Source organism: Nocardia sp. CDC519 (assembly GCF_059509835.1).
Genome location: NZ_CM183377.1, coordinates 5,752,334 through 5,778,764 on the forward strand (window position 1 = coordinate 5,752,334; position 26,431 = coordinate 5,778,764).

General features: G+C 67.3%; 24 protein-coding genes. 14 read left to right on the top strand and 10 right to left on the bottom strand.

Translation table 11 applies throughout. The annotated features are described in order from the left end of the window. Window positions 1–104 precede the first annotated feature (104 nt). On the bottom strand, window positions 105–1,427 hold the full coding sequence (locus AC5W7N_RS26020; protein ID WP_495922378.1) for a family 1 glycosylhydrolase: 1,323 nt from the start codon (window positions 1,425–1,427) through the stop codon (window positions 105–107). 815 nt (window positions 1,428–2,242) lie between these two features. Here AC5W7N_RS26020 and AC5W7N_RS26025 point away from each other — a divergent pair. Then, the gene (locus AC5W7N_RS26025; protein WP_194991838.1) at window positions 2,243–3,694 is read left to right on the top strand and encodes an amidase; all 1,452 of its coding nucleotides are present in this window, start codon (window positions 2,243–2,245) and stop codon (window positions 3,692–3,694) included. A gap of 12 nt (window positions 3,695–3,706) precedes the next feature. Here the strand turns inward: AC5W7N_RS26025 and AC5W7N_RS26030 are convergent, their stop codons facing one another. The 3 genes from AC5W7N_RS26030 to AC5W7N_RS26040 all read right to left on the bottom strand — a co-directional run bounded on the left by AC5W7N_RS26030 (window position 3,707) and on the right by AC5W7N_RS26040 (window position 6,155). Further along, window positions 3,707–4,927, bottom strand: coding sequence for a site-specific integrase (locus AC5W7N_RS26030; protein WP_495922380.1), 1,221 nt, complete (start codon window positions 4,925–4,927; stop codon window positions 3,707–3,709). 186 nt (window positions 4,928–5,113) lie between these two features. Then, complete coding sequence (locus tag AC5W7N_RS26035) at window positions 5,114–5,560, bottom strand: YybH family protein (RefSeq protein ID WP_495922382.1); 447 nt, start codon at window positions 5,558–5,560, stop codon at window positions 5,114–5,116. 10 nt (window positions 5,561–5,570) lie between these two features. Beyond that, window positions 5,571–6,155, bottom strand: coding sequence for an NADPH-dependent FMN reductase (locus AC5W7N_RS26040; protein ID WP_495922384.1), 585 nt, complete (start codon window positions 6,153–6,155; stop codon window positions 5,571–5,573). A gap of 136 nt (window positions 6,156–6,291) precedes the next feature. Here AC5W7N_RS26040 and sigJ point away from each other — a divergent pair, with 136 nt between their 5' ends. The 5 genes from sigJ to AC5W7N_RS26065 all read left to right on the top strand — a co-directional run bounded on the left by sigJ (window position 6,292) and on the right by AC5W7N_RS26065 (window position 11,875). Next, on the top strand, window positions 6,292–7,182 hold the full coding sequence (gene sigJ, locus AC5W7N_RS26045; protein WP_163817713.1) for an RNA polymerase sigma factor SigJ: 891 nt from the start codon (window positions 6,292–6,294) through the stop codon (window positions 7,180–7,182). 124 nt (window positions 7,183–7,306) lie between these two features. Further along, window positions 7,307–8,497, top strand: a complete 1,191-nt coding sequence (locus AC5W7N_RS26050) for an NAD(P)/FAD-dependent oxidoreductase (protein ID WP_495922386.1) — start codon at window positions 7,307–7,309, stop codon at window positions 8,495–8,497. Between the two features lie 10 nt (window positions 8,498–8,507). Continuing rightward, entirely contained in the window at window positions 8,508–9,446 is a 939-nt protein-coding gene (locus AC5W7N_RS26055) for a sigma-70 family RNA polymerase sigma factor (RefSeq protein ID WP_495922387.1), read from the top strand. A gap of 223 nt (window positions 9,447–9,669) precedes the next feature. Beyond that, window positions 9,670–10,860, top strand: coding sequence for an NAD(P)/FAD-dependent oxidoreductase (locus AC5W7N_RS26060; RefSeq protein WP_495922388.1), 1,191 nt, complete (start codon window positions 9,670–9,672; stop codon window positions 10,858–10,860). 100 nt (window positions 10,861–10,960) lie between these two features. After that, a complete protein-coding gene (locus AC5W7N_RS26065) occupies window positions 10,961–11,875 on the top strand; it encodes an RNA polymerase sigma-70 factor (RefSeq protein WP_495922389.1) in 915 nt (304 codons plus the stop codon). A 166-nt stretch (window positions 11,876–12,041) separates the two neighbouring features. Here the strand turns inward: AC5W7N_RS26065 and AC5W7N_RS26070 are convergent, their stop codons facing one another. Then, window positions 12,042–12,668 (bottom strand): TetR/AcrR family transcriptional regulator, encoded by a 627-nt coding sequence (locus tag AC5W7N_RS26070; protein WP_280212283.1) that lies wholly within the window; start codon window positions 12,666–12,668, stop codon window positions 12,042–12,044. A gap of 169 nt (window positions 12,669–12,837) precedes the next feature. Between AC5W7N_RS26070 and AC5W7N_RS26075 the strand changes: the two genes are divergently transcribed. From AC5W7N_RS26075 to AC5W7N_RS26100, 6 genes are all read left to right on the top strand, one after another. After that, window positions 12,838–14,061: an alkane 1-monooxygenase gene (locus AC5W7N_RS26075; RefSeq protein ID WP_495922391.1), complete on the top strand. Its 1,224-nt coding sequence runs from the start codon at window positions 12,838–12,840 to the stop codon at window positions 14,059–14,061. Beyond that, window positions 14,061–14,237, top strand: coding sequence for a rubredoxin (locus AC5W7N_RS26080; RefSeq protein WP_163817701.1), 177 nt, complete (start codon window positions 14,061–14,063; stop codon window positions 14,235–14,237). The genes AC5W7N_RS26075 and AC5W7N_RS26080 overlap by 1 nt, the downstream gene beginning before the upstream one ends. Window position 14,238: 1 nt before the next feature. Further along, window positions 14,239–14,424, top strand: coding sequence for a rubredoxin (locus tag AC5W7N_RS26085; protein WP_280499308.1), 186 nt, complete (start codon window positions 14,239–14,241; stop codon window positions 14,422–14,424). Then, the gene (locus AC5W7N_RS26090) at window positions 14,421–15,641 is read left to right on the top strand and encodes an NAD(P)/FAD-dependent oxidoreductase (RefSeq protein WP_495922393.1); all 1,221 of its coding nucleotides are present in this window, start codon (window positions 14,421–14,423) and stop codon (window positions 15,639–15,641) included. Before AC5W7N_RS26085 ends, AC5W7N_RS26090 begins: the two co-directional genes overlap by 4 nt. Window positions 15,642–15,932: 291 nt before the next feature. Then, on the top strand, window positions 15,933–16,379 hold the full coding sequence (locus AC5W7N_RS26095; RefSeq protein ID WP_495922395.1) for a hypothetical protein: 447 nt from the start codon (window positions 15,933–15,935) through the stop codon (window positions 16,377–16,379). A 392-nt stretch (window positions 16,380–16,771) separates the two neighbouring features. Beyond that, window positions 16,772–17,503 (top strand): dienelactone hydrolase family protein, encoded by a 732-nt coding sequence (locus tag AC5W7N_RS26100; protein WP_495922396.1) that lies wholly within the window; start codon window positions 16,772–16,774, stop codon window positions 17,501–17,503. 128 nt (window positions 17,504–17,631) lie between these two features. Here AC5W7N_RS26100 and AC5W7N_RS26105 read toward each other — a convergent pair whose 3' ends face one another. After that, entirely contained in the window at window positions 17,632–17,901 is a 270-nt protein-coding gene (locus AC5W7N_RS26105; protein WP_280499141.1) for a DUF1330 domain-containing protein, read from the bottom strand. Between AC5W7N_RS26105 and AC5W7N_RS26110 the strand changes: the two genes are divergently transcribed. Next, window positions 17,900–18,751, top strand: coding sequence for a LysR family transcriptional regulator (locus AC5W7N_RS26110; RefSeq protein WP_495922398.1), 852 nt, complete (start codon window positions 17,900–17,902; stop codon window positions 18,749–18,751). The genes AC5W7N_RS26105 and AC5W7N_RS26110 overlap by 2 nt on opposite strands. 573 nt (window positions 18,752–19,324) lie before the next feature. Here the strand turns inward: AC5W7N_RS26110 and AC5W7N_RS26115 are convergent. The 4 genes from AC5W7N_RS26115 to AC5W7N_RS26130 all read right to left on the bottom strand — a co-directional run bounded on the left by AC5W7N_RS26115 (window position 19,325) and on the right by AC5W7N_RS26130 (window position 24,325). After that, the gene (locus tag AC5W7N_RS26115) at window positions 19,325–19,615 is read right to left on the bottom strand and encodes a TIGR02391 family protein (RefSeq protein WP_280499150.1); all 291 of its coding nucleotides are present in this window, start codon (window positions 19,613–19,615) and stop codon (window positions 19,325–19,327) included. Window positions 19,616–19,630: 15 nt separating this feature from the next. After that, window positions 19,631–20,983 (bottom strand): SMODS domain-containing nucleotidyltransferase, encoded by a 1,353-nt coding sequence (locus tag AC5W7N_RS26120; protein ID WP_280499143.1) that lies wholly within the window; start codon window positions 20,981–20,983, stop codon window positions 19,631–19,633. After that, window positions 20,983–22,131: an HNH endonuclease gene (locus AC5W7N_RS26125; protein WP_280499144.1), complete on the bottom strand. Its 1,149-nt coding sequence runs from the start codon at window positions 22,129–22,131 to the stop codon at window positions 20,983–20,985. Before AC5W7N_RS26125 ends, AC5W7N_RS26120 begins: the two co-directional genes overlap by 1 nt. A gap of 832 nt (window positions 22,132–22,963) precedes the next feature. Next, the gene (locus tag AC5W7N_RS26130) at window positions 22,964–24,325 is read right to left on the bottom strand and encodes a PIN domain-containing protein (RefSeq protein ID WP_280499145.1); all 1,362 of its coding nucleotides are present in this window, start codon (window positions 24,323–24,325) and stop codon (window positions 22,964–22,966) included. Window positions 24,326–25,369: 1,044 nt separating this feature from the next. On the opposite strand from AC5W7N_RS26130, the gene AC5W7N_RS26135 reads away from it, so the two are divergent. Continuing rightward, on the top strand, window positions 25,370–26,320 hold the full coding sequence (locus AC5W7N_RS26135) for a coiled-coil domain-containing protein (protein ID WP_495922401.1): 951 nt from the start codon (window positions 25,370–25,372) through the stop codon (window positions 26,318–26,320). The last annotated feature ends 111 nt before the right edge of the window (window positions 26,321–26,431 follow it).

Here is a 26,431-nt window from a genome sequence, read left to right on the forward strand (position 1 = left end):
CCGCCAGTCTTACACGGATCCGGCGCACCGGCCGGGCACGTCGAGGGTGACGCCCATCGCGGTCGACGGTCGGCGCGGCGGGTGCGCGCCGCCGAACCCGCCGGTCAGCGCGGGACCCGCACCGGATCGGCGCAGCTTGCCACCGCATCCACGAACGAGCAGTTCGCGGGGCCGCGGGTGGGCCGGTAGCCGGGCGGCACGCCACCCGCGCGGGTGATGTCGGCGTAGGCGGGGACGGCGTCGGTCGGCCGCCTGGTCAGCGTGGGGTCGGTGCGGACGTCGACGGTGTAGAGACCGAAGCGCGGGGTGTAGGAACCCCATTCGTAGTTGTCGGTCAGGCTCCAATAGTTGTAGCCGATGAGGTTCATCCCGTCGGCCTTCGCGCGTTGCAGCCAGTACACGGTGTCGCGCAGCAGGTCGGCCCGGGTGTAGCCGTCGGCCCGCGGGCGCCCGTTCTCGGTGGGCATCCCGTTCTCGACGATGTAGAGCGGTCGGCCGGGGAACCGGCGCGCATAATGCTGCAATGCGTAATAGATACCCTCGGCCTGCAACGGCATCGTCCACAGCCGGTTGATATCCGGCAGACCCGCCAGCAGCGTCTCGGGGGAGAAGCCGTAGTAGTAGTCGATGCCGATGTAGTCGAGCTTCGCGCCGATCCGGTCGATCAGTGGTCCGTTCACCACGTCCTCGGCGGTCGGAATATAGGCGACATTGCTGGAGACGAGCGCGCCCGGATGTACGCGGTGGATGTGGTCGTAGATGGTGTTGTGGGCCAGCGCGATACGTTCCTGCATGGCCGGAACATCGCCGGCGCCGATCCCGCCGTGGCGCACTTCGTTCAGCACGTACATCGCCGGCTCGTTGAACGTGATCCACAGCGGGTCGTGTCCGGCATAGCGATCGACGACGACGCGCGCGTTGGCCAGCCAGTCGTCCACGATCGCCGGATTTCGCCAGCCACCGCGGTCCACCTCCCAACCCGGATACACCCAGTGGTCCAGGGTGAGCATCGGCCGCATGCCCGCCGCTTCGATCGTGGCGATGACGTTGTCGTAGAACCGGAATCCCGCCGGATCCCATTCGCCCGGCCGTGGCTGCAGCCTGGCCCACTCGATTCCGATGCGGTAGACCCGCACACCCAGCTGCGCGGCCAGTGCGATGTCGGAGCGGAAACGACCATAGAAGTCGATCGAATTCAGGTACGGATCCTCGGTCTTACCTGCCGCGATATAGCGCATCCAGTTGCTGTCGGGCGCATTGCCCTCGGATTGGAAACCCGAAGCCGCTACGCCCCAGAGGAAATCGTCACCGAGCGGTGCCACCGTCTGCGGGGCCTGCGGCCTGGCCGCCGCTCGGCCACCGACCAGGGCCGTGGCGGCGACGGCGGTGAGCCCGGCGAGAACGTGGCGGCGGTTCGGTTGACGCAACTCGTGCTCCTCATAGGGAAGGGGGCCCGGGGTGATGTGCGAACAAGCCTAACGACCGATAGGGCAGTGGGGTGGGGAAGTGGAAGGTCCGCGTTGATTTCTCGTGGTGGGGCAGGGGAGAGGTTTGGTGCTGGGATTCGACGCTGGGGAGCGGGGCGGGAGTTCTCGGTTCAAGGAACTCGAAGGCGCCCGGCGCTCGACCCAGATGCATTTAATTACGCTACGTAGATATGCGCATCTACGCATGTGGGCCCATCTCGCTTACCTCACCCCAATCACCCGTCAAGACCAAAACACGCATAGACAGGAGGGGGTCGACGGTGAGCGAGGGTGGGGGATAGGCGATTCCGGACAGGGGTGGTCGTCGGGCGGGTTGCCGCCGGACTCGATTGGCGGTCGCCGCGCCGAATCAGTGGCGTGAATGTGTGCCGACGTGAATGTGTGCCGAGTCGCCTTGCGTGAGCGGTATTCGCGCTGACGGCCGGGGTGTACTGCGGCCCGTTTGATACGGAGCTCGCTGTGGGCGCGTCGGTCCCGACCTGCGTCAATTGCTTCTGGTGCAATCGGTCGTGACTATCGTTGCCCCATCTGGAATCCGTGCGTGTTCGCGATGGGTCTGTGCCGAGGCGAGGGTGAGACATTCGCCTTATTGCGCGGAGTGGGTACGCGATGGCTTGTGCGGGCGGGTTCGTCCGATCGCGTGCGTGAACTGGCGGAACGCGGGTGAGTTCGGCAGCCGACCGGCCGGCTCATTCGTTGTGGTTGTGTCAACTGGCATTTCGTGCCCTCTTCGGCCTGCTTCTAGCGTCGGCGGCATGGAGTGGAATTTTCGATCGGCCGAGGAGCTTTCGGCCGCGATGCATGCCGGTGACGTCACCTCGGTGGAGTTGACCGACGCGGCGATCGCCCGTATCGAGCGCGACGATACGACCATCAACGCGATCTGTGTGCCGGACTTCGATCGTGCGCGGGCGGCAGCGCGGGCTGCCGATAGGGCACGGGCGCGCGGAGTGGATCGTCCGCTGCTCGGTATTCCGGTGACGGTCAAGGAGTCCTACAACGTCGCGGGGCTGCCCACGACCTGGGGCATGCCGCTGGAACGGACGTATGTGCCGTTCGAGGATGCGGTGCAGGTGGCGCGACTGAAGGCGGCGGGTGCGGTGGTGGTGGGTAAGACGAATGTGCCGTTGGCGCTGCGAGATGTGCAGAGCTTCAACGAGATCTATGGCACGACCAGCAACCCGTGGGATCACGCTCGTACGGCGGGCGGGTCCTCCGGTGGGTCGGCGGCGGCGCTGGCCTGCGGGTTCGGTGCGCTGTCGATCGGTTCGGATATCGCCGGTTCGCTGCGGACGCCGGCCCATTTCTGTGGCGTCTACGCACACAAGCCGACACTCGGGCTCGCGTCGATGCGCGGTATGGTCCCGCCGCGGGTGCCGGCCTTGCCGGTCGAAGCCGACCTGGCTGTCGTAGGTCCGATGGCCCGCACGGCTCGCGACCTCACACTGCTGCTGGACGTGATGGCCGGACCGGACCCGCTGACGTCCGGTGTCGCGTACGAGTCGACGCTGCCGCCCGCGCGCCATGAGCGGCTGTCGGACTTCCGGGTGCTGGTTCTCGATGAGCATCCGCTCATTCCGACCGGTACCGCTGTACGGGAGGGTGTGCGCCGGGTGGCCGACGCACTGGTCGATGCGGGCGCGCGTGTGGAGCGGCACAGTGTGCTGCTGCCCGATTTGGCCGAATCGGCCACGGTCTACATGCGATTGCTGTTCGCGAGCGCGGTCGCCCACTACCCGCCCGACGCCTACGCGGAGCTGGGGAAACGCGCCGCCGAACTGGACGCAGCCGATCGCAGCCTCGCTGCGACGCGTCTTCGCGCGACGGTGTGCACCCATCGCGACTGGATGGAGGCGAACGCTGCCCGGGAACGCCACCGTCACGGCTGGCGGCAGTTGTTCGCCGAGTTCGATGCCGTGGTGTGCCCGATTACGCCGACTCCCGCGTTCCCGCACGATCACGACCCCGATCTGTTCGCGCGCCGGATCGAGATCGACGGGGTGCGGTACCCGTACTTGGATCAACTCGTCTGGGCCGGTGTGGCGACGATGCCTGGTCTGCCCGCTACCGCGGTGCCCGCCGGGCGCTCGCGCGAGGGGTTGCCGGTGGGGGTGCAGCTGATCGGCCCGATGTTCGAGGATCGCACCCCGCTGCGGTTGGCCGAGTTGCTCGAGCAGCGGATCGGCGGTTTCGTCGCGCCGGAGTAGGGCGCTGACCTTTTACAGCCCGAGTTTGGTGACGGCGTTGTCGTCGAGGGGGTTGGCGGTGCGGATGTAGCGGTGCACGGTGCGGGGGTTGGACCAGCGACCCTGGCGCATGATCTCGCGGTCGGCGGCGCCGCCGAGGGCGGCTTGGGTGGCGAAGCCCGCGCGCAGGGAGTGGCCGGAGAACAGGGCGGGGTCCAGGCCTGCGCGGGCGGCGTAGCGTTTGACGAGTTCGGCGATGGCTCGGCCGGAGATCGGGGTTGCGCCGATGCCGCCGTGGCGGGTGACGGCGGGGAACAGCGGCTGGTCGGCGGGCAGGGTTGCCGGCGGGCCGGTGAAGCCGTGGCAGCGGTGGATTTTCGGGTCGGGGGGCGGTGTGGCGGTGAGGTGTTCGGGTAGCCGGTCGGGGGCGGTGTTGTGCAGGGTCAGCAGGGCGATCCAGTCGGCGAAGGCGCAGACGGGGCAGGTGTGCGGGCGGGTGCCGCGGGGGAGGGCGACGCGTTGTTCGGTGATGCCGGTGGGATCGGTTTTGGTGCTGGGCAGGTGAATGAGCAGGACGGGTTCGCCGGTGTTGTGGTCCTGGGTGACGTGCACGTCGTGGACGCGGAGTCCGGCGAGTTCGCTGCGGCGCAGTGCGCCGGCGAATCCGATGAGCAGGGCGAGGGAGTCGCGGCGGCGTGCGGGTTCGGTGGGCCAGCCGCGTTCGGGTAGTCCGTCGAGGAGTTGTTCGAGGGTGTGCAGCAGGATCGGGCGTTTGCGGACCGGTCGGGCGCGGCGGGTGCGGCGGATGCCGCGGAGGGTGAGCCGCACGACGTCCGAGCGGGTGGGTGAGGGTAATCCGTTGGCGGCGTGCACGGCGGCGATGGCGGCGGATTTGCGTTCCAGGGTGGCGGGGGCGAAGACCGGCTCGCCGTGCTCGTCGCGTGCGTCGGCCGCGGCGGCGAGGTAGACGGCGACGTCGAGGGCGTCGGCGGGTAGCGCTTGCCTGTCTTCTGCCGCGCACCAGGCCGACCAGGCGATCCAGTCGGTGCGGTAGGCGCGCACGGTGTTGGCCGATTGGGAGGCCTCGAGGTATCGGCCGAGGGTGGCGGCCTGGTCGTCGGCGAAGCGTTGCCGGACTTCGCGCAGCGCGGCGGTGTCGACGAGGACGCTGCGCACCCCGCGGTGCAGTTGGGCGCGTACCGCGTCGGGGATGGCGATATCGCGCTGGAGGTGAGCGGGCGGGTCCTCGGTCATCGCTGCCCTTCGGTTCGGTGCGTCGCACGCCGTATTCGTGTTCTGCCCGAATCTATCCGGTGCGCGGTGGTGTGCCGGTCAGCTGTGCCGTCGCGGCCGAGGAGACAAGTTCGTGGGACTGCGCAGATCGCTGGTGCGGGCGGCTGCGCGGCCGGTGATGGCCTGCCGCGCAGCCGCCCGGTCGTGTCAAGGAGTGAGATCGGTGAGGGATCGGACACCCCCGATGTCGAGTGGCACCGAGACCTGGTCGTGCGCGATCAGCCAGGTGTCGTCGATTTTGCGCATTCCGAAGGTGGCTCGCACCCACATGCCGTCCGTGCTGGTGCCGTCGGCGAGGGTGCCGCGCAGGCGTGCGAAGGCGTGGCCGAAGGCCACATCGCCGCCGACGGTGAGGGTGAGGTCGCGGATGTCGTAGATGATGGTTTCGAAAACCTGGAACGCGCGTACCCAGTTGTCGAGTTTCGCCGCGATTCCCACATGGTGCAGCGGCGGCTCGATGTCGAAGGACACGATGTCGGTGGTGTAGAGCTGTCGCACGGCTTCGAGGTCTTTGGCCTCGAGTGCTTCGATCAGCGTCTCGATCTGCCGGCGGATCTGGGCGTGGTCGGGGTGGAGTTCGTTGGATGTGGCCATGTTCGGCTCCTCAGGCCTCGATGAGGGCGGTGTCGGCGGACGCCCGTAGCGGCGCGAGTGCAGTGCTCCAGGCGATGAGCTGGTCCAGGGTCTTGTGCAGGGCGTCGGCGTGGTGTTCGCGTGGGGTGAAGGTGGTGTGGTCGGCGAAATCGGTGAGCAGCGAGATCGCGACCTGGTAGCCGACGTCGGCCATGCCGAGTGTGCCGCAGACCGTGCGCAGCTGAACCACTGCGCGGGCGCCGCCGCTCACACCGTAGGAGACGAATCCGACCGCTTTGTTCGACCATTCCGCGCTCAGGTGGTCGATGGCATTTTTCAGCACTCCCGGCGCGCCGCCGTTGTATTCGGGGGTGACGATCAGGTAGCCGTCGAAGGGGGCGATTCGTTCGGCCCAGGCGCGGGTGTGTGCGTGCGGGGATGGGCCGAACATCGGCGGTGCCGGCTCGTCGAGGTGCGGGAGTGGGTGGTCGCGCAGGTCGATCAGGTCGAAGTCGGCGTCGTTGCGTTGGGCTGCGGTGTCCAGTGCCCACTGCGCGACCTGGGAGCCGTTGCGGTTGGGCCGGGTGCTGCCGAGAATGATGCCGATGGTGGTCATTGCCTGATCTCCTGGTGTGCGGGAATGGTGACGACCTTCCCGACGATGCGGCGGCCCGGAATGTCAGGTCGCCTCACATACCGGGGTGCTGATTCGTCGGTGTGGGAGGGGACCCGCAGACCTGGAGGAGCCGAGGATGACCGACCCGCAACCGCCCGAGGTGTTCGCCGAGCGCCGTCAGCTGATCAATCTCGCGTACCGGTTGCTCGGTTCGTTGGCCGAGGCCGAGGATGTGGTGCAGGAGACGTTCGCGCGCTGGTATGCGCTGTCGGAGCGGCAGCGGGCGGAGGTGGTGGCGCCGGGGGCGTGGTTGACGACGGTGGCGGGCCGGATCTGCCTGGATGTGCTCGGTTCGGCGCGGGCGCGGCGGGAACGGTATGTGGGTGAGTGGATTCCGGAGCCGGTGCCGGGGCGGTCGGAGTGGCGCGATCGTGCGGGTGCTGCTGATCCTGCCGATCAGGTCACCCTCGACGAGTCGGTCAGCATGGCTTTTCTGGTCGTGCTGGATTCGATGACGCCGGCCGAGCGGGTGGCGTTCGTGCTGCACGATGTGTTTCGTTATTCGTTTGCCGAGGTGGCGGAGGTGGTTGGGCGTTCGCCCGCGGCGTGCCGTCAGCTCGCGTGCAGTGCTCGCCGCCGCATCGATACCTCGCCGCGTCCGTCGAGCACCGAGCGGGCGGAGGTCGTCAGGGATTTCAAGCGTGCTTGGGAGCGGGGCGATATCGAGGCGTTGATCGGGTTGCTGGATCCGCAGGCGAGCGCGACTGCCGATAGCGGCGGGCGGGTCGTGGCCTTTCGTGAGCCGATCATCGGTGGCGAGCAGATCGCGCGCGCCTGGATGGAGATCTCCGTTCGCGCGGGCGCGGTCACCTTGCTGGAGCGCACGGTCAACGGCCAGCCCGGTCTGGTGGCTGTGCAGGGGGACGCCGTCATCTCGGTGTATGCCTTCGACATCGTCGATGGCCGGATCACCCGCATCTGGGTGATGCGTAATCCGGAGAAGCTGCGGCCGTGGGCGGCGGTCTGACCCGGCCGGACGTGCTTCGGCCCGGCCCAGGTTTGTAGCGGGTGACCCACGTCACTGTGGGGTGTTGTCAGGAAATCGGGGGCTGTCTCGTTCAGGGTGCACACGAACCAGACAGGAGCCATCCATGAAGCACCGCATCGTTGTTCTCGGAGCCGGATACGCCGGAGCCTTCTGCGCGGGATACCTGGCTCGGAAACTGCACTCCGATGATGTCGAGATCACCGTCGTCAATGCCGAACCCGATTTCGTGGAGCGGCTGCGTCTGCACCAGTTGGCGGCCGGGCACGACCTGCCGCATCGGCCGTTGACCGAGGTGTTCGCGGGCACGGGCGTTGTGGTTCGCACGGCCCGGGTGACCGATCTGGACGTCGATCATCGCAGCGTCACCATTTCCGACGGTGCGGAGGTGGAGTGGATCCACTACGACACCTTGCTGTACACCCTCGGGAGTGCCGCTGCTGATCACGGTGTGCCCGGTGTCGCCGAGTTCGCCTTCGATGTGGCCGGGCGGGCGTCGGCGCTGCGGTTGCGGGCCCGTCTGGGGGAGTTGGGCGGGCGCGGGCGGTTGCTGGTGGTCGGCGGGAACCTGACGGCGATCGAGGCGGTCACCGAGATAGCCGAAGCGCATCCGGGTCTCGAGGTCGCATTGGTTACCAGCGGTGAGGTCGGCGGCTGGCTGGGCCCGAAGGCGCGCCGCCACCTGCTGCGCGCCTTCGACCGGCTCGGCATCGCTCTTCATGAGCACACAACCGTTGAGCGTGTCGAACCGTCGGGAGTGGTCGGCTCCGATGGCAGCGTTTTCGCCGCGGATGAGACGGTGTGGGCGGCCGGGTTCGCGGTACATCCGATCGCGGCCGCGGCCGGTCTCGCGGTGCAGGCCAACGGCCAGATCATCGTCGACCGGCAGATGCGGTCGGTGTCGCATCCGGGGGTGTATGCCGCCGGTGACAGCGTGTTCGTCATCGGGGAGAACGGTCATCCGTTGCCGATGTCGTGTGCGTCGGCGGGGTTCACCGGGTCGCAGGCGGCCGCGGCTGTGGTCGGTGATCTGACCGGGCGCAAGGTCGCGGCGACGGCGTTGAGTTACGTCGGCAACCACATCAGCCTCGGACGCAGGGACGCGATCTTCCAGCTGGTCGACGACGACGCCCGCGCGAAGCGTGGAGCCTTGTGTGGGTGGCCTGCGGTGCTGGTCAAGTCGACGATCGTGGCGGTCAGCGGCTGGGCGGTGAGCCGGCCGACCTTCGGGATGCCGAGTCGACGGCACCGGGTGGCCGCTGCCGGTGCGCGTTCGGCCGAGGCGACCCTCGCCTAGGGTCGTGGTCGTGGACACTGCGGCCGTGGCGCGTTTCGAGGCCAGCCGGAATCGGCTGGCCTGCCTCGCCTATCGGCTGCTCGGGTCCGCGGCCGACGCCGAGGACACGGTGCAGGATGCGTTTCTGCGGTGGCAGGCCGCCGACCACAACTACGTGGAGGTGCCCGAGGCGTGGTTGACGAAGATCGTCACCAATCTCGCGCTGGATCGGCTGCGTTCGGCGAAGGTCAGGCATGAGCGCGCGGTCGGCGCCTGGATGCCCGAACCGTTGCTCGACGGTGATCCGATGCTCGGCCCGGCCGACACGGTGGAGCAGCGCGAATCGGTGTCGTTGGCGGTGCTGACGCTGATGGAGCGGCTGTCACCGGTCGAGCGGGCGGTGTATGTGTTGCGGGAGGCGTTTTCCTACAGTCATGCCGAGATCGCCGAGATCCTGGAGATCACGGAGTCGGCGAGCCAGCAGCATGCCCATCGGGGGCGCCGCCGCATCGCCGGGGCGCGCACGCCCGGCGTTGTCGATCCCGCCGCGGCGCGGCAGGTGGTCGAGGCGTTCGTCGCCGCGGCGTCGTCGGGGCGCACCGATCAGCTGGTGGCGCTGTTGACCGCCGATGCCACGGCCGTGTCCGACGGTGCCGGCGGCATGGCCACGACCTTGATTCGCTACACCACTCGGGAGCGTGTCGCCGAGGCGGTGCGGGCAGGGTTGCGGCCGACCGCGGCCAAGCGGCGTCTGGCCGGTGGTTCGCCGTCGATCCATGCGGCGGTGGTCAATGGCAGTCCGGCGATGCTGTTCGTTGTCGGCGACCGGGTCGTCGGTGTGGCGGTGCTGGAGGTTCGTGACGGCGAGATCGCCGCCGTGCGCGGTATCGCCGCCCCGCGGCGCATCGGCCGCCTCGCCGAGCAGTGGCAACGGCGCACGCATGAGGTTCCGGTGCGCGAATCCTGGTGATGCGCTGCGAATCTGTGGTGTGCACGCTGGTCGGGGGTGCGGTGGTCGGCCTTCGCGGACCGCGACGTCTGTGCACAGCAGCAGGTCGGGAAGCGCCGCCGGGGGAGCCGCGGCTGTTCCGCGCTGAGCTCGAACCCTCGATAGTGATCTAACTCACACCATGTCAGAAAGCTGGGTCCGCGCGGTGTCTTGTGCTCGAGTCCCACACAGCGAAGGAGACATCATGAGCAACAACATCGACGTCGTCGTGATCGGCGGCGGATACGCCGGGGTGATGGCGGCCAACCGGATGACCCAGCGCGCGGACGTGACGGTGACCGTGATCAATCCGCGTTCGGTGTTCGTTCCGCGATTGCGGCTGCATCAGTTGGTGGGCGGGACCCATGATGCGGTGGTGGACTACACCGAGGTCCTGGCCGACGGTGTGCGGCTGGTGGTGAACAGCGTCGCGCACATCGATGTGGCCGGCCGCCGGGTGCACCTAACCGACGACACCACGATCGGCTACGACTACCTGATCTACGCGGTCGGCAGCGGCAGTGCGGAACCACAGGTGCCGGGCGTGGCGGAATTCGCTTACCCGGTGGCGACCTTGGAGGCGGCGCAGCGGTTGCGGTCGGTGCTGTTCGATACCCCGATGACGTCGGCGGTGACCGTGGTCGGAGGTGGCCCGACCGGCATCGAGACCGCCGCGGAGCTGGCCGAGCAGGGCCGCTCGGTCACCTTGGTGTGCGGCGGCCGGCTCGGCCCCTACCTGCATCCGAGCGCGCGGCGCACGGCCCGGAAATACCTCGCGAAGCTGGGCGTGGCCGTGCTCGAGGGTGCCGAGACCGCGGTGACGGCGGTGGACGCCGACGCGGTGCGGTTGCGCGATGGGCGGACGGTGCCGAGCCGGGTCACCATCTGGGCCGTCGGCTTCGGTGTGCCGGATCTGGCCGAGCGCAGCGGGCTGCGCACCGACAGCGACGGGCGTCTGCTCACCGACGAGACGTTGACCAGCGTCGACGACGAGCGGATCGTGGCGGCCGGCGACTCTTCGGCGCCCTCGGGTCTGCCGTTCCGGATGAGCGCCTACGCCGCCGGCTGCCTGGGGGCGCATGCGGCCGACACCGTGCTGCGGCGGATCGCGGGTGCGGCACCGGAGCCGGTCGACTTGGCGTTCCCCGCGATGTGCATCAGTTTCGGCCGCCGCGCCGGCATCTTCCAGCTCGGCCACAAGGACGATACGGCGATGCGGCTGTACTTCTCGGGCCCGGTGGGCAAGGCGCTCAAAGAGTTCTCCTGCCAGGCCAGCGTCGAACATCTGGTCACCGAGGCCCGCAAGCCCGGCGCGCATCACTGGCCCAGCGACGGCAAGCATCGTCCGAAGCTGTTGCAGACCTTGCCAACCGATGCGCCGGCAGCCATTGCCTGAGATCCGGCAGCGCCGGTGTGTGGCAAGGCGGCCGTGAGGTGCCGCCACACACCGGTGGCGGTCGGCGAGAAGGCAACGGCAACACAGGAAGAGAACCCTCATGAGCACACCGGGTACAGCCGACGACCACACCACCGTCGACGCGACGCAGACGTTCGTCCGGCACCGTAATCTGTTGTTCACCGTCGCCTACGAGATGCTCGGTTCGGCCGCCGACGCCGAGGACGTGCTGCAGGAAACCTGGTTGCGGTGGGTGAAGGTCGACCTGACGCAGGTCAGCGATGAACGTGCCTACCTGGTGCGGATCACCACCCGGCAAGCGCTCAACCGGCTGCGTTCACTGAAGCGGCGCAGGGAGGCCTACGTCGGTTCGTGGCTGCCGGAGCCGGTGCTGACGGCGCCCGAGGCCGCCGCCGACGGCGAACTCGCCGACAGTGTGTCGATGGCGTTGATGCTGGTGCTCGAGACCTTGACGCCCACCGAACGCGCGGTGTTCGTGTTGCGTGAGGCATTCGGGTTCGGCTACGACGACATCGCCGCCGCGGTCGACAAGACCCCCGCCGCGGTGCATCAGATCGCGCACCGCGCGCGCCGTCACGTGGAGGCGCGGCGGCCGCGGCGCACCGTCACTGCGGATCAGGCGCAGGCCGCGGTCGAGGCGTTCCAGCGGGCGCTCGAGACACGCGACCTGCAAGGTCTGCTGGATGTGCTGGCTCCCGATGTGGTGGCCATCAGCGACGGCGGTGGCATCAAGCAGGCCTCGCCGCGTCCGGTCGTCGGAGCGGACAAGGTGGCCAGGTTCATCGTCGGCGGCCTGACCAAACACGATGTGGCGCTCAGCGTGGAAGCGACGGTGGTGAATGCCGGGCCGGCGCTGGCACTGTTTGTCGATGGCGAATTCGACGGCGTCATCGTGACCCATGTGGAGGACAGCCACATCACCGGCCTCTACTACGTGCGCAACCCGCAGAAACTCACCCACCTCGATTCCGCGACCCCGCTGACCTTGCGTTGACCGGGCCGTATGGGGTCCGTTCCGGGGGCGTCGGAATCGGCAGCATGTAGTCGAGGCGACGGGTACGGCGAACGCTTCGGAGCGGTCAGCTCGTAGGGGTGCTCCGTTCTGGGGCATGTCCCGCACATCCGCCCGGTGTTCGCAGGCGGGAATGCGCGGTGGTCTGTCAGCGAGCGGGTGTGGCCTCGCGGGCGGCAGGCCCGAAGATCGCATCGATGACCAGGGCGATCTGGCCGACAGCGCGCTCGATCGGGATGGTGGGCTGGAACAGGTGGCTCAGGGCCAGGCGGACGACGGTTTCGACTCTGCTGCCGAGTTCGTCATCGGCGAATGCGGGCAACCCGTACTGGGTGCGTATCACGATGGTGAGGGCGGTGGCAGCGCGCCCGAGGACGGGTTCGGGTTCGGTCATCAGCGTGGGCAGCAAGCTGGTGTCGGCGCTGGTGCGGCCGGCCAGTACGGCTTTGAGCAGGGTGTTCTCGGCGGCGGTGCGGAGAGTGAAGTCGACAGCGGCGGTGAGCGCGGCCAGGACGTCGTCGGGGTGGGTGGCGATGGTTTCGGTGATGCCCGCGAGGAAGGTGTCGAGTTCGTTGCTGATGACGGCGTCGGCGAGGTCTTGTTTGGTGCCGATTTCCTTGTAGAGCACGGGCCTGCTCACGCCCACTTCTTTGGCCACGCGCGACATGTTGACCGCGCCCCAGCCTTCGGTGCAGACGAGTTGGCGGGCGGTGTCGATGACGCGGGCGCGCAGCAGTTGACGCATCTCGCTGTGAAAGTTCGGCGCTTCAGCCACGACAGCCATCGTACATCAAAGACGATTTCGTTCACTCGTTGACAATCAGCAGTCATGTGTTTCTAATGAGTACACATCACCTGAAAGTGTAAACGGTCCGGTCGCTACCGATGCCGATGAGGGCAGCAGCGACCGTGCGGGCCGGCTCACCGATCCGAGGAGAACGACGATGACGAGCTCACAGCTGGGGGAGCGCGCCGAAGCGAGCGCCCCGCCGTGGCGTGACCGCAAGCGCTATCTGTGGTTGTTCGGGCTGATCCCCCCGACGGCACTGGGGCTGGCGGCCGCGCTGGTGTGGGTGTTCAACCGGCTCGGCTGGCAGCAGGTGGCGCCGGTGTGGTGGTGGATCGGACCGCTGCTGCTGTATGTGCTGCTGCCGATCCTGGATCGGTTCTTCGGTCCGGACGGGCAGAATCCGCCCGACGAGGTGATCGAGCAACTCGAACACGACCGCTACTACCGCTACTGCGTCTACGCCTACATCCCGTTCCAGCTGGCCAGCCTGGTGTTCGCGGCCTACCTGTGGACGGCGACGGACCTGTCCTGGCTCGGCATCGACGGCGGACTCGGCCTGTGGTCGAAGATCGGCGTCGCGTTGAGCATCGGCGTGATGGGCGGTGTCGGCATCAACACCGCACACGAACTCGGCCACAAGAAGGACGAACTGGAGCGGTGGCTGTCGAAGATCACCCTCGCCCAAACCGGCTACGGCCACTTCTATATCGAGCACAATCGCGGCCACCACGTACGCGTGGCCACGCCGGAGGATCCGGCCAGCTCCCGGTTCGGCGAATCGTTCTGGGCGTTCCTGCCGCGTAGCGTGTGGGGGAGCCTGCGCTCGGCGTGGGAGCTGGAACGCACCCGGCTGCGGCGAACGGGCAAGGGGCCGTGGACCCTTCGCAACGACGTGCTCAACGCATGGCTGATGACGGTGGTGCTGTGGACCGGCTTGACCATCGTGTTCGGGCCCGCGGTGCTGCCGTTCCTGGTGATCCAAGCGGTCTACGGGTTCTCGCTGCTGGAGACGGTGAACTATCTCGAGCATTACGGGCTGCTGCGTCAGCGCACCCCGGCCGGCCGGTATGAGCGGTGCACGCCGGAACACAGCTGGAACTCCGACCACATCGTCACCAACATCTTCCTATACCACCTCCAGCGTCACAGCGATCACCACGCGAATCCGACTCGGCGCTATCAGATCCTGCGCAGCATGGACGGTGCGCCCAACCTGCCCAGCGGTTACGCCAGCATGATCTCACTGGCCTACTTCCCGCCGCTGTGGCGCACGGTGATGGACCACCGCGTGCTCGATCACTACGACGGCGACATCACCCGCGTGAACATCCATCCCGCCAAGCGGGACCGGGTGCTGGCCCGCTACGGGGTGGCGTGATGGCCGTCTACAGCTGCCCGGTGTGCGACTACCGCTACGACGAATCGGCCGGCGCGCCCCGCGAAGGCTTCCCGGCCGGCACCACATGGCCGGCGATCCCCGACGACTGGTGCTGCCCCGACTGCGGGGTGCGCGACAAGCCCGATTTCGAGCCCGTATCCACCACAGGAGCCTGACATGACCACCGACTACAAGCTGTTCCGTTGCGTGCAATGCGGTTTCGAATACGACGAGGCACTGGGCTGGCCCGAAGACGGAATCGCGCCCGGCACCCGCTGGGACGACATCCCCGACGACTGGTCGTGCCCGGATTGCGGCGCCGCCAAAGCCGATTTCGACATGGTCGAGGTCAGCCGCGCATGAGAGGCCGCATCGTCATCGTCGGCGCCGGGATCGCCGGCGCCAGCGCCGCGCGGACCTTGCGCCGGGAAGGCTACACCGGCCAGATCGTGGTACTCGGCGCGGAATCGATACCGCCGTATCGGCGGCCCGCGGTGTCGAAGGAGGCGCTCGCCGGCACCGTCGACCAGGCACGGCTACTGATCGATTCGCCCGAGGCGTGGCGTGCGGCCGAGGTCGAGATGCGCACCGGAACCTGGGTCGAGCAGATCGAACCCGAGCAGATGCGACTCCGGTTGGGCAACGGCGGGATCGTCAGCTACGACAGCCTGTTGCTGGCGACCGGGGCGAGGGCACGCACATTGCCCGGTCAGCATCCGTCGGCGTTGACGATGCGTTCGATCGCCGATGCGCAGCTGTTGCGGGCGCTGGTGTTCGACGGCGGTTCGCTGCTGGTGGTCGGTGCCGGGCTGATCGGCTGTGAAGTCGCCGCGACCGCGCGCGGTCTCGGCGCCGCAGTGACCGTCGTGCACGCGGCGTCGGCTCCGCTCGAGCGGGTCGTACCGCCGCTGCTGGGCGCGCACATGCAGCAGATCCACGCCGACCACGGCGTCGCCATCCACAACGACGTCACCCTCGACGAGCTCACCTACCACGACGGCCGGGTCACCGCGACCGCCGGCGGCCGCAGCTGGAATGCGGCGGCCGTGCTGGTGGCCATCGGGTCGGTGCCCGACACCACCCTCGCCGAGACCGCGGCAGTGCAGATCGACAACGGGATTCGCGTCGACCAGCACTACCGGACATCGGTGCCGGGCATCTACGCCGCCGGCGACGTCGCCAACCGCTACACCCCCGAACTCGGCGGCTACGAACGCAGCGAGCATTGGAACAGTGCCCAGGCCCAAGGAGGGGCGGCGGCGCGGTCGATGCTCGGCGCGGCGCCGGGCGTTGCCGAGATCCCGTGGGGCTGGTCCACCCAGTACGGGGTGAACCTGCAGTTCGCAGGCCGTATCCGGCCCGGTGACGAACTCGTGGCTCGCGGCGCGGGCAGCGCGACGCCCGCGGTGCTGGCCTTGCGCGCAGGCAGACTCGTCGGCGCGGCGGGTGTCGGCTGCCCGGCCGATATCCGTGCCGCCCGCACCCTGATCGCGCGCGGCGCCTCCCTCGACCCCGAAGCCTGCGCGCAGGGGCCGCTCGAATCCGCTGTCCGCGACACCGAATCGGTTTCGGTGCGGTGATCCCGTGCGTGAGCGTCACCGCCTTCGACTGGTATCTGGCCGGTCAGCGGCGGCGCTCGGCGCGAGCGTGGCGCCGGTGTCGGCGGGCAGCGTGGCGTGCGGCGATCGCGGGCTGGGCATGGAGCTCGCCCCACTGATCTCTGCCGAGCGCCGTCAGGAGGATGCTGTCGGGAGATGAAGTGGGCGTCCAACCGGGCGGTGCTGTTCGGCGGGTGCGCGAGGCTGCCGTCTGGCCAGGTGGTCCAGTGCTGCCGCTGGTGTTCGGAAACGACTGAGCAGTACCGTGCCTGCATGACGTTGATCGATATCGAGGACCTGCCCACCGCCACGTCCGACGTCTTGCGGCGGCGTGCTCGCGCGGCCGGGCTACCGGTGCGCCAGTATGTGCGCCGAGAGTTGACGGCACTGGCGGGCCGGCGGGTACCCATCGACGCGGTCGTGCAGTTCCTTGCCGACGAGCGGCCGGGACACCCCGCCGCCGAGCTCGACGCGGGCGCCCTGGCCTTGATCAACATCTACGACCTGCCCGCTGAGGCTTGGAGCGTATTCAACGCGCGCGCCGCGGCAGCAGGCATGCCGCTGAGTGCCTACGTGCGCAGCGAACTGATCACCTCGGCCCGGCGCAGCTCCGTCGACGACGCCGTGCTCGAGATCCGTGAGATCGTCGACAACGCACCGGGCCTGGAACTGGACATGAAGACGGTGATCGAGTCCGTGCGCTATGCACGCGGTATGTAGCCGGCACAGCCGAACACGACGCCCTGGCACTGCTGTCCATGGCCGCTCACAGCGCGGGTGCCCGGTAGCAGGTGAGAGCATCAGGTAGGGCTCGAAGCCCGAGGAGTTCGCCGCCGCGTTCGGAGCTGAACTGTGCTCCGGCCACAGATGCCGGCCTCGGGGAGACCGGTCGATGGGGACGGATGTGCGGTCGCGGTCGGCTCCCCAAACCACCACGAAAAATCCGTTGGCCGGCAACCGACTCCACTGCTACCGTCGCAGGGACCGTGCCAAAGGACGAGGAGGTGGTATCCGTGAACGCAGTATCGACATGGGTGCTCCCCTCAGGGGTCACGGTCGGGCGATAGGTCGTCCGGGAGCGCCGTTCGTGAGCACTCCCGAAAGGCACCATCGTGCAATTTCTTTCCGAACAGCGTCTCGACGACGACATCATCGAGCGCACCTTCACCCTCGATGAGATCCCCGGCCTCCTGTGGACGCCGGCGGCCACCTCCGCGTCGGCCCCGCTGATCCTGCTCGGCCATCCGGGCGGACTGCCGGCGATGTACCCGCGGCTACTGGCCCGGGCCCGGCACGCCGTGGCCGACGGCTGTGCCGCTGCCACCATCGAGCTGCCCTGGAGCGGTGACCGGCCCCGATCGGTGGACGCCGACCAGGCCCGCGCCGACCTTCGCCAGGCAGTACAGGCCGGCGAGCCGGTCAGCGACGACATCGTCGAGCGGCTCGTCCTCCCGCTGGTCGAACAGGCCACCCCGGAATGGCGCGCCGCGCTCGACAGTCTCCTGGCGCTGCCCGAGATCGGCGGCCCGGTCGGGTATTCCGGCGGGGTGATCTCCCTCGGCACCCGGCTGGCTGTCGTCGAGCCACGGATCACGGCCGCCGTGCTCTTCGCCGGCAGTTACGTGCCGCGCGCCACCTTCGCCGAGGCACCGAAGGTCACCATCCCACTGCACGTCCTGCTGCAATGGGACGACGAGGGCAATGACCGGCAGATGGCGCTGGACCTGTTCGACGCCTTCGGCTCCACGGAGAAGACGCTGCACGCCAACATGGGCGGACACACCGGCGTGCCGGCATACGCCCAGGAGGAGGCGAACCGCTTCTTCACCCGGCACCTGAGGTGAGACCGGGGCGTCGGTCCGGAAACCGATAGCACTGCGGCGATCGCCGCGGTTACCAGCTTGCCTGCCGCTGGCGACAGTCGGCAGCGGCAGGCAAGTCGAGCCTCGGTGACGGTCCGGCCGGAGCGCAGTCAGTCGATGCCTTCGACGATGCGGAAGTCGCGCTCGACGCCGTCGGGCAGAGCCACCAGCGCCTTCTGATATGCCTCACTCTCGTATGCCGCGACGGCCTGGTCGAAACTGTCGAACTCGATCAGGACGACACGCTGCGCGAGGCCGGCCTCGTACGCCGCGACTCGCCCGCCACGGGACGGAATCAGCGACAGGACACGCCCACCCCCGGCCTGAACAGCGGGACCGGCCAGCTCGTCGTAGGCAGCCAGCCGCGCAGGGTCGGACATGGCGGGGTCCCGCGCGGCCACCCGGATCGGCATCGCACAGCCCGCACTCAGCGCCCGGATCCGCCGATTGGAGAAGGAACTCGGTACCGCTCTGCTGGTGCGCAACACCCGCAGCGTCGTCTTGACCGCGGCCGGTACGGCTCTGGCCGAGTCGGCGCCGCCCGCGCTGGCGGCACTGGACCGGGCCTGGGGCACCGCCCGCAGCGCCGCGGCCGGTGAACTCGGCACGCTGCGCATCGGATACAGCTTGTCCACTGGCGCCGAGACGGTACCGGCCCTGGTGGACAGGCTGATTCGCGGCAACAGTGGGCTCGAGGTCGCCGCGGTCCCGATGGCGACGCCCGACATCACGCCCGCGGTCGCCGACGGCCGTCTCGATGCCGGGATCACCCGCGGTGAACAGCCGGGCCGCGGCGTGCGCCGGTTCCTGCTGCGGCGGATGCGCGTCGGGGTCCAGCTGGCCCAGCACCATCCGCTGGCCGGATGCCCGGAGATCGAGATCTCCGACGCGGCCGCGTATCCGCTGCGCCTCCCGGACCGCGCGGCCAACCCCGTGATCCACGACCAGCTGGCCGCACTGTTCCGAGACACCCAGCCCCACCCCCGATTCCACACCCCCGCCGTCTCCTTCGACATGTCTCAACGCGACCTGCGTGACGGGATCACTCTCGCCCCGGCCGGAGAAGCCGCGGCCACAGTGGCACCGGTCGGTCTCACCTGGCGACCGCTGCGCGCCGCGCCCCGCCTGACCATCCACCTGGTCCTCCCACGCGAACAGTCGCCGCTGCATCGCCGCATCCGTACCGTCGCCAAAACCGTGGCGCACGAGCTGCACTGGCTGCCGGACTGACGTGAACCCCAAGCGGCTGTCGGCGGCTCGCCGAACACGAGCCCATGCCCGTCATCGGCGCCGCCCGCCACCTCATGACCACGGGCATCGCTCTGCGCGTCGATGCGGCCGGCGGTCCAGGCCGATGAAGTCGAACTAGACGCCCTCGGCATGGCCCGACCGGCGCGGCATACGGGTGCCGTGTGCACGGGCGGGGGCGGCGTAGATGACGGCTCGGAGCGGATTCGCAACGAAGGCCGAGGGCATTCGTCCGCGGCCGGGACACCATAGGGCCGCAGAGAAACCGATCCAGGGCGGCCGAGCGGCGCGCGGCACCTGGCCACTGCCGACGCTGGGCGTGACGGACCGTCGCGCGAGCTGGGCGAATGGTCGCCCGACCGCGAAGAAATCGATCGGCACATCCAATGCCTCACCAAGTTTGACGACCTGGTCGGGACGTGGCGGCGATGTCCAGGACTCCTACTGGCTCACGGCCGCCCCCGACACTCCGACCACGGCCGCGAGCGCGGCTTTGGTCAGCCCGGCCAACTGACGGCGCTAGTCGTTGGCTTCGACCAGCTCGGCGTCATCGATCTAGCGGGCGAACAGACTCAGCGCGCACAGCCTCTCCAACGCGGTCTGTTCATCCGGGTCGAGCTCGTCATCGGGCAGGTGCCCGACAGGGTTGCGGATCGCGCGGAAACAGCCGGACCCGAATTCGAGTACGCCGCCTTGCATCGACTTCGCGGTTTGTTCGTCGCCGATCTCGGTGAACCGCAGCCGAGGTTTGCCAGTCTCAGGCGCCTTGTCCGAGAAGGCTTGTTTCACCAGATCGGTTTCAGAGACATCGCGTCGACCGAGCTTGGCCTGAAGTTGGGAGTTGATGGCCTTGGTACTCCATCACTGGATGACGACTTCGTGGTGGTCGCTAGCGACCACGACTTCGTTTCGTACGATATAGACCTCGATGTAATGGCGCCCAGGGTATTTCGTGCTCTCGAACCGGGCATCTTCTGCCTGGTTGGGAGCAATGAGTGCCCCGCGAAGAGCGGCCGCAGCAGTCGCTGCGTCCCCACGATTTCGGACCTTCCAGATCACCCGGTAGGGGCGTGGGGCATCCGTTTTGACTGTGAACCTCAGGCGCAGGCCGCGACGTACGGGCTTGCGATCCCGAAGGATCCGAGCACGTCCGCCGTTGAGTTCCAATACCCTGCCGTCGATGGTGGCGGTGTATCGCGGTTGAAATCTGTAGCCCTGCTCTTCGATGAACTCCTCGCCGGGTGCACGGACATCCAGGACGGGGCGGCGCGATCGTGCGGCGGCCACGATCGCAGCTTTTGCTTCGGTGACTTCAGGTGTGACGAACTCTGGCCCGAACAGCTTCTGCCAGGCTGCGACCGCGCCTGCTTCAGTCGTCGCGTCGCGGGCTTCGCGGGCCCAGCCGGCGTACTTTTTGATCATGGTCCTGAAGGTGGAGTATTTCTCCTCGTCCCAGCGGTGATTGAACGACGTGCCAGGGCAACTCGGGTCGTCGAGCAGCGGCATCATCTCGTGGAGGTCGAGGTAGCTGTCGAGATCTTCGAGCAAGGTAACCAACGTCGTCGGGATGTCAGCGTAGCGGTCTGCGACGTCGAAGGGCTGCACCCGGCCACCGACCAACGTCGTCAAGATCACGGACTTGCAGTCGAAGGTGTTCTTGTAGTCCCGCAGGTACTTCAGCAGACGGATGACCCGTCGAAGGTTGCCACCGGCGAGCTCGTCGCGTTCGCGCATCCACTGAGTGAACCCATCGGGATTGGTGTCTTCGAAACAGTTGTCGCGATAGTTGACGATGACCTGCCTGCCGTCGGCGAGTGTCAGGTGCGGGACGACATCGACGTGGCAGTCGTTGGCGTATCCGATACGGACGCATCGGTTCTTCTTGCGGACCTTGTCCTTGTAGGTCGCTGTCCGTTTGAAGGCCGCACGTACCTCGCGCAGATACTGGCCTGGGTCGTCGGACCAATCCAAGTTCTCCTCGACGTGTAGCAGGAAGTCGGCGTCGAACTCGTCGAACTCACCCACCGGGTTGATGATCGTGTGGTGTGCCCACGAACCCTGCGGGAGGTGCTCCTTGTACATCGGGCCGATCGTCGGATCCCGCTGTAGTGCGTTGACGATCGCGTTGACGCGGTCATCGAGTTGGGTGAGCTTCCACGCCTTGAGGTTCACCGTCTTGTCGAGGAATGCCTCGAAATGCGCGTTGGTGTCCATCAAATCTCCAGTGCGTGCTGATAGCCGGTGGGGGTCAGGTCGTAGAGCACAACTTTCGGCCGCAGATCGCGGGCCTTGAGAGTCTGTCCAAGGCTCACGGCCGCCGAGACCGGAAGTGCTCCGAATACGTGCAGCGTCGCCACACCGGGCCGACTGGCTTCGAGCTCGGAGAAGAATCGGCGCACAGCGGTTCTGAACTCCACGACCGAGGCAGGGTGGGCGATCACGTCTTCGTGGGACTGCTGGCCGGTCGGAGTCACGGTGAATGCGGGCAGCCCGACGACAGCTTCGGGCAGTTGTGGTGGCGTCGTAGTGCCGGACAGGTTGGTGATCAACACCGCCTCCGCGGCGTCGGACGCTCCAGCGACAGTGGCGTCGACGGTGAAGGTGGTGATGTCTCCGGCGGTTGGCCACTGCCATTTTCCGGTCGATCGGTGGCGCTGGTAGACATCGGTATCGATGCCGTCATCAAGCGACCAACCCAGATAGACCAGCAGCGGCAATCGAGCGATCGCGAAGACACTCAAATGGGTGAGATGGCCCTGCTCGACACCGTCAGCGACCCGACCACCGACGAAAATATCGATTGTTCGCGCTGCGGAGGCGTAGTACCCGTTGGTGGGTGATTCCTCACCCGGTATTCGGCACAGGTCGAGTTCGAGGCCCTGTTGGTCATAGCTGGCGGGAAAGAGGGGAAATCGATCGCTGGACTGGAGAACAGCGGTCGCGGCGTCGGTCGCGTCAACTCGCATCATTGCACCCCGGATAGCGCCGAACATCCGCAGCACTGTCGTTCGCCGGTCTGCGGTCAAGCCGGTTTGATGCCGGATCTCGGCCTCGTGAGCTGCTTTGCGTTCTTGCAACATCTGGGCAGTGACAACTTCGGCGACCTTCGCCTTGTCGATCTCGTTATGGCAGTTCGCACATGCCAGCAGAACGTTCTCCGGCGTGTCGCGTAGATCGAGGGGCAGCTCACTCATGCCACGCGGGGAGCGCTCGGCTTGTGCCTGGCCAACGATATGAGCGCCTTCACCGACAGGTACCTCGAAGCCGGTCAACTCCCCGTGCAGCAGATAGGATTTGCACAACGTACAGCGGCCGCCAGCGCGCACCCACAAGATCCGGCGGTCTTCGCTCGACATCGCCATCAAATAGCCCCATCTCATTGATGCTGTGGATCAGCCGACTGGATCGCGACGAAGCTACAGGAGGGCACCGACAAGTTCGCGGCCTACGACCTGGAGGATCGCTCAGGGGGTCTTTCGGCGGACGCGGGGATTTCTTCTCGCGTCCGAATGTCGTTGTCGGTGAAATACCGCGTCCTGGCGCGAACGCACCCTCAACGTCGAGTCGGTCGTCTCGTCACTCCGTGCTGCGGTCAGAGACCGAGACGCGCGCATCAGCGACCTCACCGGCCAGCTCTACGACCCCGAGGGCAACCACGTCGCCGAGGAAAACGCGAAGCTCCGCAGCCGTCTCAGCACGCTAAACGGAACCCTCGCCGAGGCCAACCAGGAGAACCGCGCTCTGCGGCGCTCCCTCGACGGCGCCCGCGCCAACGTCAAACGCGAGCAGGAAAGAAGCGTCACTCAGCTCTTCTGTCAATAGTTGGCCCGCCTGCGGGCACATCGACGGATCTCAATGGTCGCCGACCTCACCAACTCTTCGGCACAGCGTCAACAGTCCACGCGCTCGCTGGCAGAACGGACATTCACAGGCCCAAACCAGTGGCGTCTGGATGGCGAACTGCCTGGCATGGGCGAGACAGAGGTCAGCGCTGCCCCAAGGATCGTCGGCCAGGTGAAGCAGAACCTCACGGTCCTCGGGGCATCCCTCGGCCTGGCAGGTGAATCCCGGGCCGTCGCCGTCGATCAGCCTTCACGATCAGCCCGCGGTCAGGTCCACCACGACAGCGAACCCCGATCCAACGTCAAGCGCCAACGGGAACGGGAACACCGTTCCCCTGAACATGTCTGCCGGTCAGCGAAACCCGGGGGGCAGCATCTTCCGAATATTCTCAGCCATGCGCTGCAAGTCCTTGGGAGGCAGGGCCTTCTGCGCCTGCTCGGCCATGCGTTGCAAGGACTCCGGGGGCATCATCTCCTGCGCCCGCTCGGCCATCTGCCGCAAACTCTCGGGCGGCAATGACCTGCTCACCTCTTCAGCGAACCTGCGATTCTGCGCACTTGCATACCCCGCGCTCACGGTCTGGAACGGCAGATCCCGAAACGGGTCCGGGAACTTGGCATTCGACGCACGCCGGTTAGACCGCTCGACCCATTTCGCACGCCGGGGATCATCAGGCAGCGCCTCGGCCGACGTCACAACAACGTCCAAGACTTCGTTCTTCGATGAGACCGTGATGTCGCCGAACACCCGGAGCTTCTTGGTGATGTCACTGTCGCTGAGGTCATGCCGGACGAACCTGACATCGACTTCTGTGTCGACTGCGAATCGCGCAGTCCATCCGGACTCCCCGCGGAGAGCGCCTTCGCTGAACTCCCATCCATCATGCTGTTCTCGAGTCCCGATGATCACACCCGCAACGGCCGCGAGAGGCAGTGCTGCCTGCTCTGGATCAACTTCCAACCCGAAAGTAGCTGACATCAGTCGTTCCGCGAGCGGCTTCCTGTCGATCTGATCGGCGAGGGCCTTGAGGTCCGGCTCCGGGATCGGCGCGAACCGGGCGGCAATGTGTTGTTCCAACCGCTTCACGCTGACCACGTAGTTCACTCGGCTCGACAAGCCTCGTTCGTCGAGGTCCTCACGCAGATCCTGGTGGAACAGAATGGGGCAATCATCACGCTCGCCGGTGTTGTCCCCAGTCCAGCTGCCGGGCTTCGGCCCGAAGTCGTCGTGGTTGTCGCTGACGAACCACACCTCGGCATCAGGACGGTCCTGCGCGATGGCCAGAACGGTGAGCCAGATCAGGGTGTCGCGAAAGCCATCCTTGTCCTTGGCATATGGAGCGCGCAGAGCGGAAGCGCGGCGGGCGAGGTCCATTAGGTCGGTCGGTGGCGGCGCCACGATGGACGCACCGATCTCACCGAGACGGTCACGAAGCCACTGCTCATATCCCTCGGAGCACTTGTCGATCTCGGCGAGCATCGAGTCCAGCGCGTTACCCAAGCCGAACTCGCCAACCTTGACCCTGGCTAGTGCGCTGCGCTGCTTGTCCCACTCGCGCCGAACGACATTCACCGACTCCATGACCACGACCTCAGGGATTGCGAATTCCACACCCCAAGCGGTCTTGTTCTCGATCAGAGACAGCCACTCCTCACGCCGGAGCCTCGGAGAATCCCTGATCATGTTGGTGTCGACCACGACGACGATTTCCACAGCAGCCATTGTTGCTCACGAGCCGGCATACACCCACCTCGACGGCGCGGAAGTCCGACGTCGCGAACGTGTCCGCGACGGCATGACCAGCCTCAACATGATCTCAGCCCCGGCGAATGGGGCACTAATACCGAGGACTGTGCGCGCGATCTCGGAATGTGCCTGGAGCACGATGGTGCGGGTGTTCGCGCCGTGCGCTGAACTCCCGCGCGCAACCGCAGGATGACACCGCTCAGGTCACCGTTCCGGGGAGCAGCACGCGCCGAAGGTACCCGCTACCCAGCCGAGGGCTGCGCGTCGGGCGGCCAAACCAGGACCAGTACGTCGTTGTGACGCCAGTATTCAAACACGACGAGCGCGTTGTCTAAGGCATCGCGGGTCAGCGTGCTCGCTTGTGGCATTGACATTTCGATGACAAGCCTCATTGACCGCAGGCCGCCTTCTGCTACCGACCCCCAGTAGCAGTTCGAATGAGACATCGGACCAGCCGTAACAGTGTCGGCTCAAAGAGAGCAGACCGGGTGAGACGCGTTGCGTGGACGGAGCGGTTCACACGGGAACTCTCCACGAATCGGTGCACCTCGCATGAGATTGGATCAACTCTGCTGCGATAGGACAGGGGTGCACCGCACCGAACCCGCCGCATTGTGGGACGCGCGTACCAGCGACCCCAGTTTTCGCGTCGCCTGTGACTGCGGGGATCCGCGGGCGCGAGCCCGGTCGGCCGACTCCTCGAGCCAACAAGGGCGCCATTTCCTGACCGCCGATAATGTTCACTTATCGGCGGTCAGGTTCGAGCCAATTCCCTTGGGATTCCCTGGATTTCGTTTCGTGTCATTACGTCGCCGCTAACGAAACAAACGCTACGATTTTCCGGTGGCGAACGTATGTAACTTCCCGGGCTGTGCGCGACCGATCACGAAGGGCGGGGGACCGGGCCGGCCGTCGGAATACTGCGACCTTCCCGAGCACACGCGGTGGCGGGCGTGGCGGGAACGTCAACGGCAGCAACAGGAGTCGACGACACCGGGAGATTCCGTCACTGTGACGCAGCCTGGTCCGGCGACGGCGGCGCGGGTGCGCGCCGATGAGCTGCTCGAACAGTTCCGTGGCCTGGCCCAGCAGTTGGGCACCACCCTCAACGCGGCCGTCGCCGAACTCGCCACGCTGGCCGACCCGTCGGTGGCCGAGGCGCAGATTCAGCAGATCCAGGCCGACGCCGCCCGCCGCATCGCCGAAGCCGAAGTGGCCGCCGCCGATGCCGAACAGGCTCGCCGCGCCGCCGACGAGCAGCGGGTGCGCGCCGAAGAAGCCGCCGAGGACGCTGCTGCGGCCGCCGAAGCGGCCGAGGCGCGCAGTGCCGCCGCCGAAGCCGACACCGCCCGGGCTCGCGCCGATCGCGACGAGGCGCTGCGCGAGGTCGAAGCGGTGACCACACAGGCCGCTGCCGATGTCTTCGCCGCCCGCAGCGTCGCCGACGCCGAGATTCGCGCTGCGCGTCAGGAATGCGCCGACGACATCGAACGGCTGCGCGAACAGACCCGTGAAGATATCGAACGGGTACGCACCACCGCGGCCACCGAGATCGAACAGATTCGCCGCGCCGCCACCCAGCAGGTCACCGCGGCCGCCGCCGAACGTGATCTCGCTGTCCAGCGCGCCGCCGACGCCGAACGAGCCATCGAACGCACCGAACGCACGGCCGCCGAACGCGCGCACACGATCCAGGAGCTACGCGCCGAACTCGAGCGGGCGCGCACCGAACTCGGCCACGTCCGCACCGAACTCGCCGACACCCGCCGAACCGCCGCCACCGACCTCACCGCGGCGCGTGCGGAAGCGGCTGCCGCGATCGACAAAGCCCACGCCGACGCGGCTGCCCGCATCGCGGCCCTCGACGACGCTCGCGCGCAAACCTTGGCCCGCGCCGAACGCGCCGAACGCCAACTCGACGCGCTCCTGGAATCAGCCGGCAAGACAACCGATGTCGGGTAGCGGACCGGCCGGTGCTCGCATACTGGCGCGATCGAGGCGATTCCCGCAGCGGGATCACCACCTCCGGCACGCTCGGCGGATATGCCGTCCGGCCAGGCGTGCCGTGAGGTG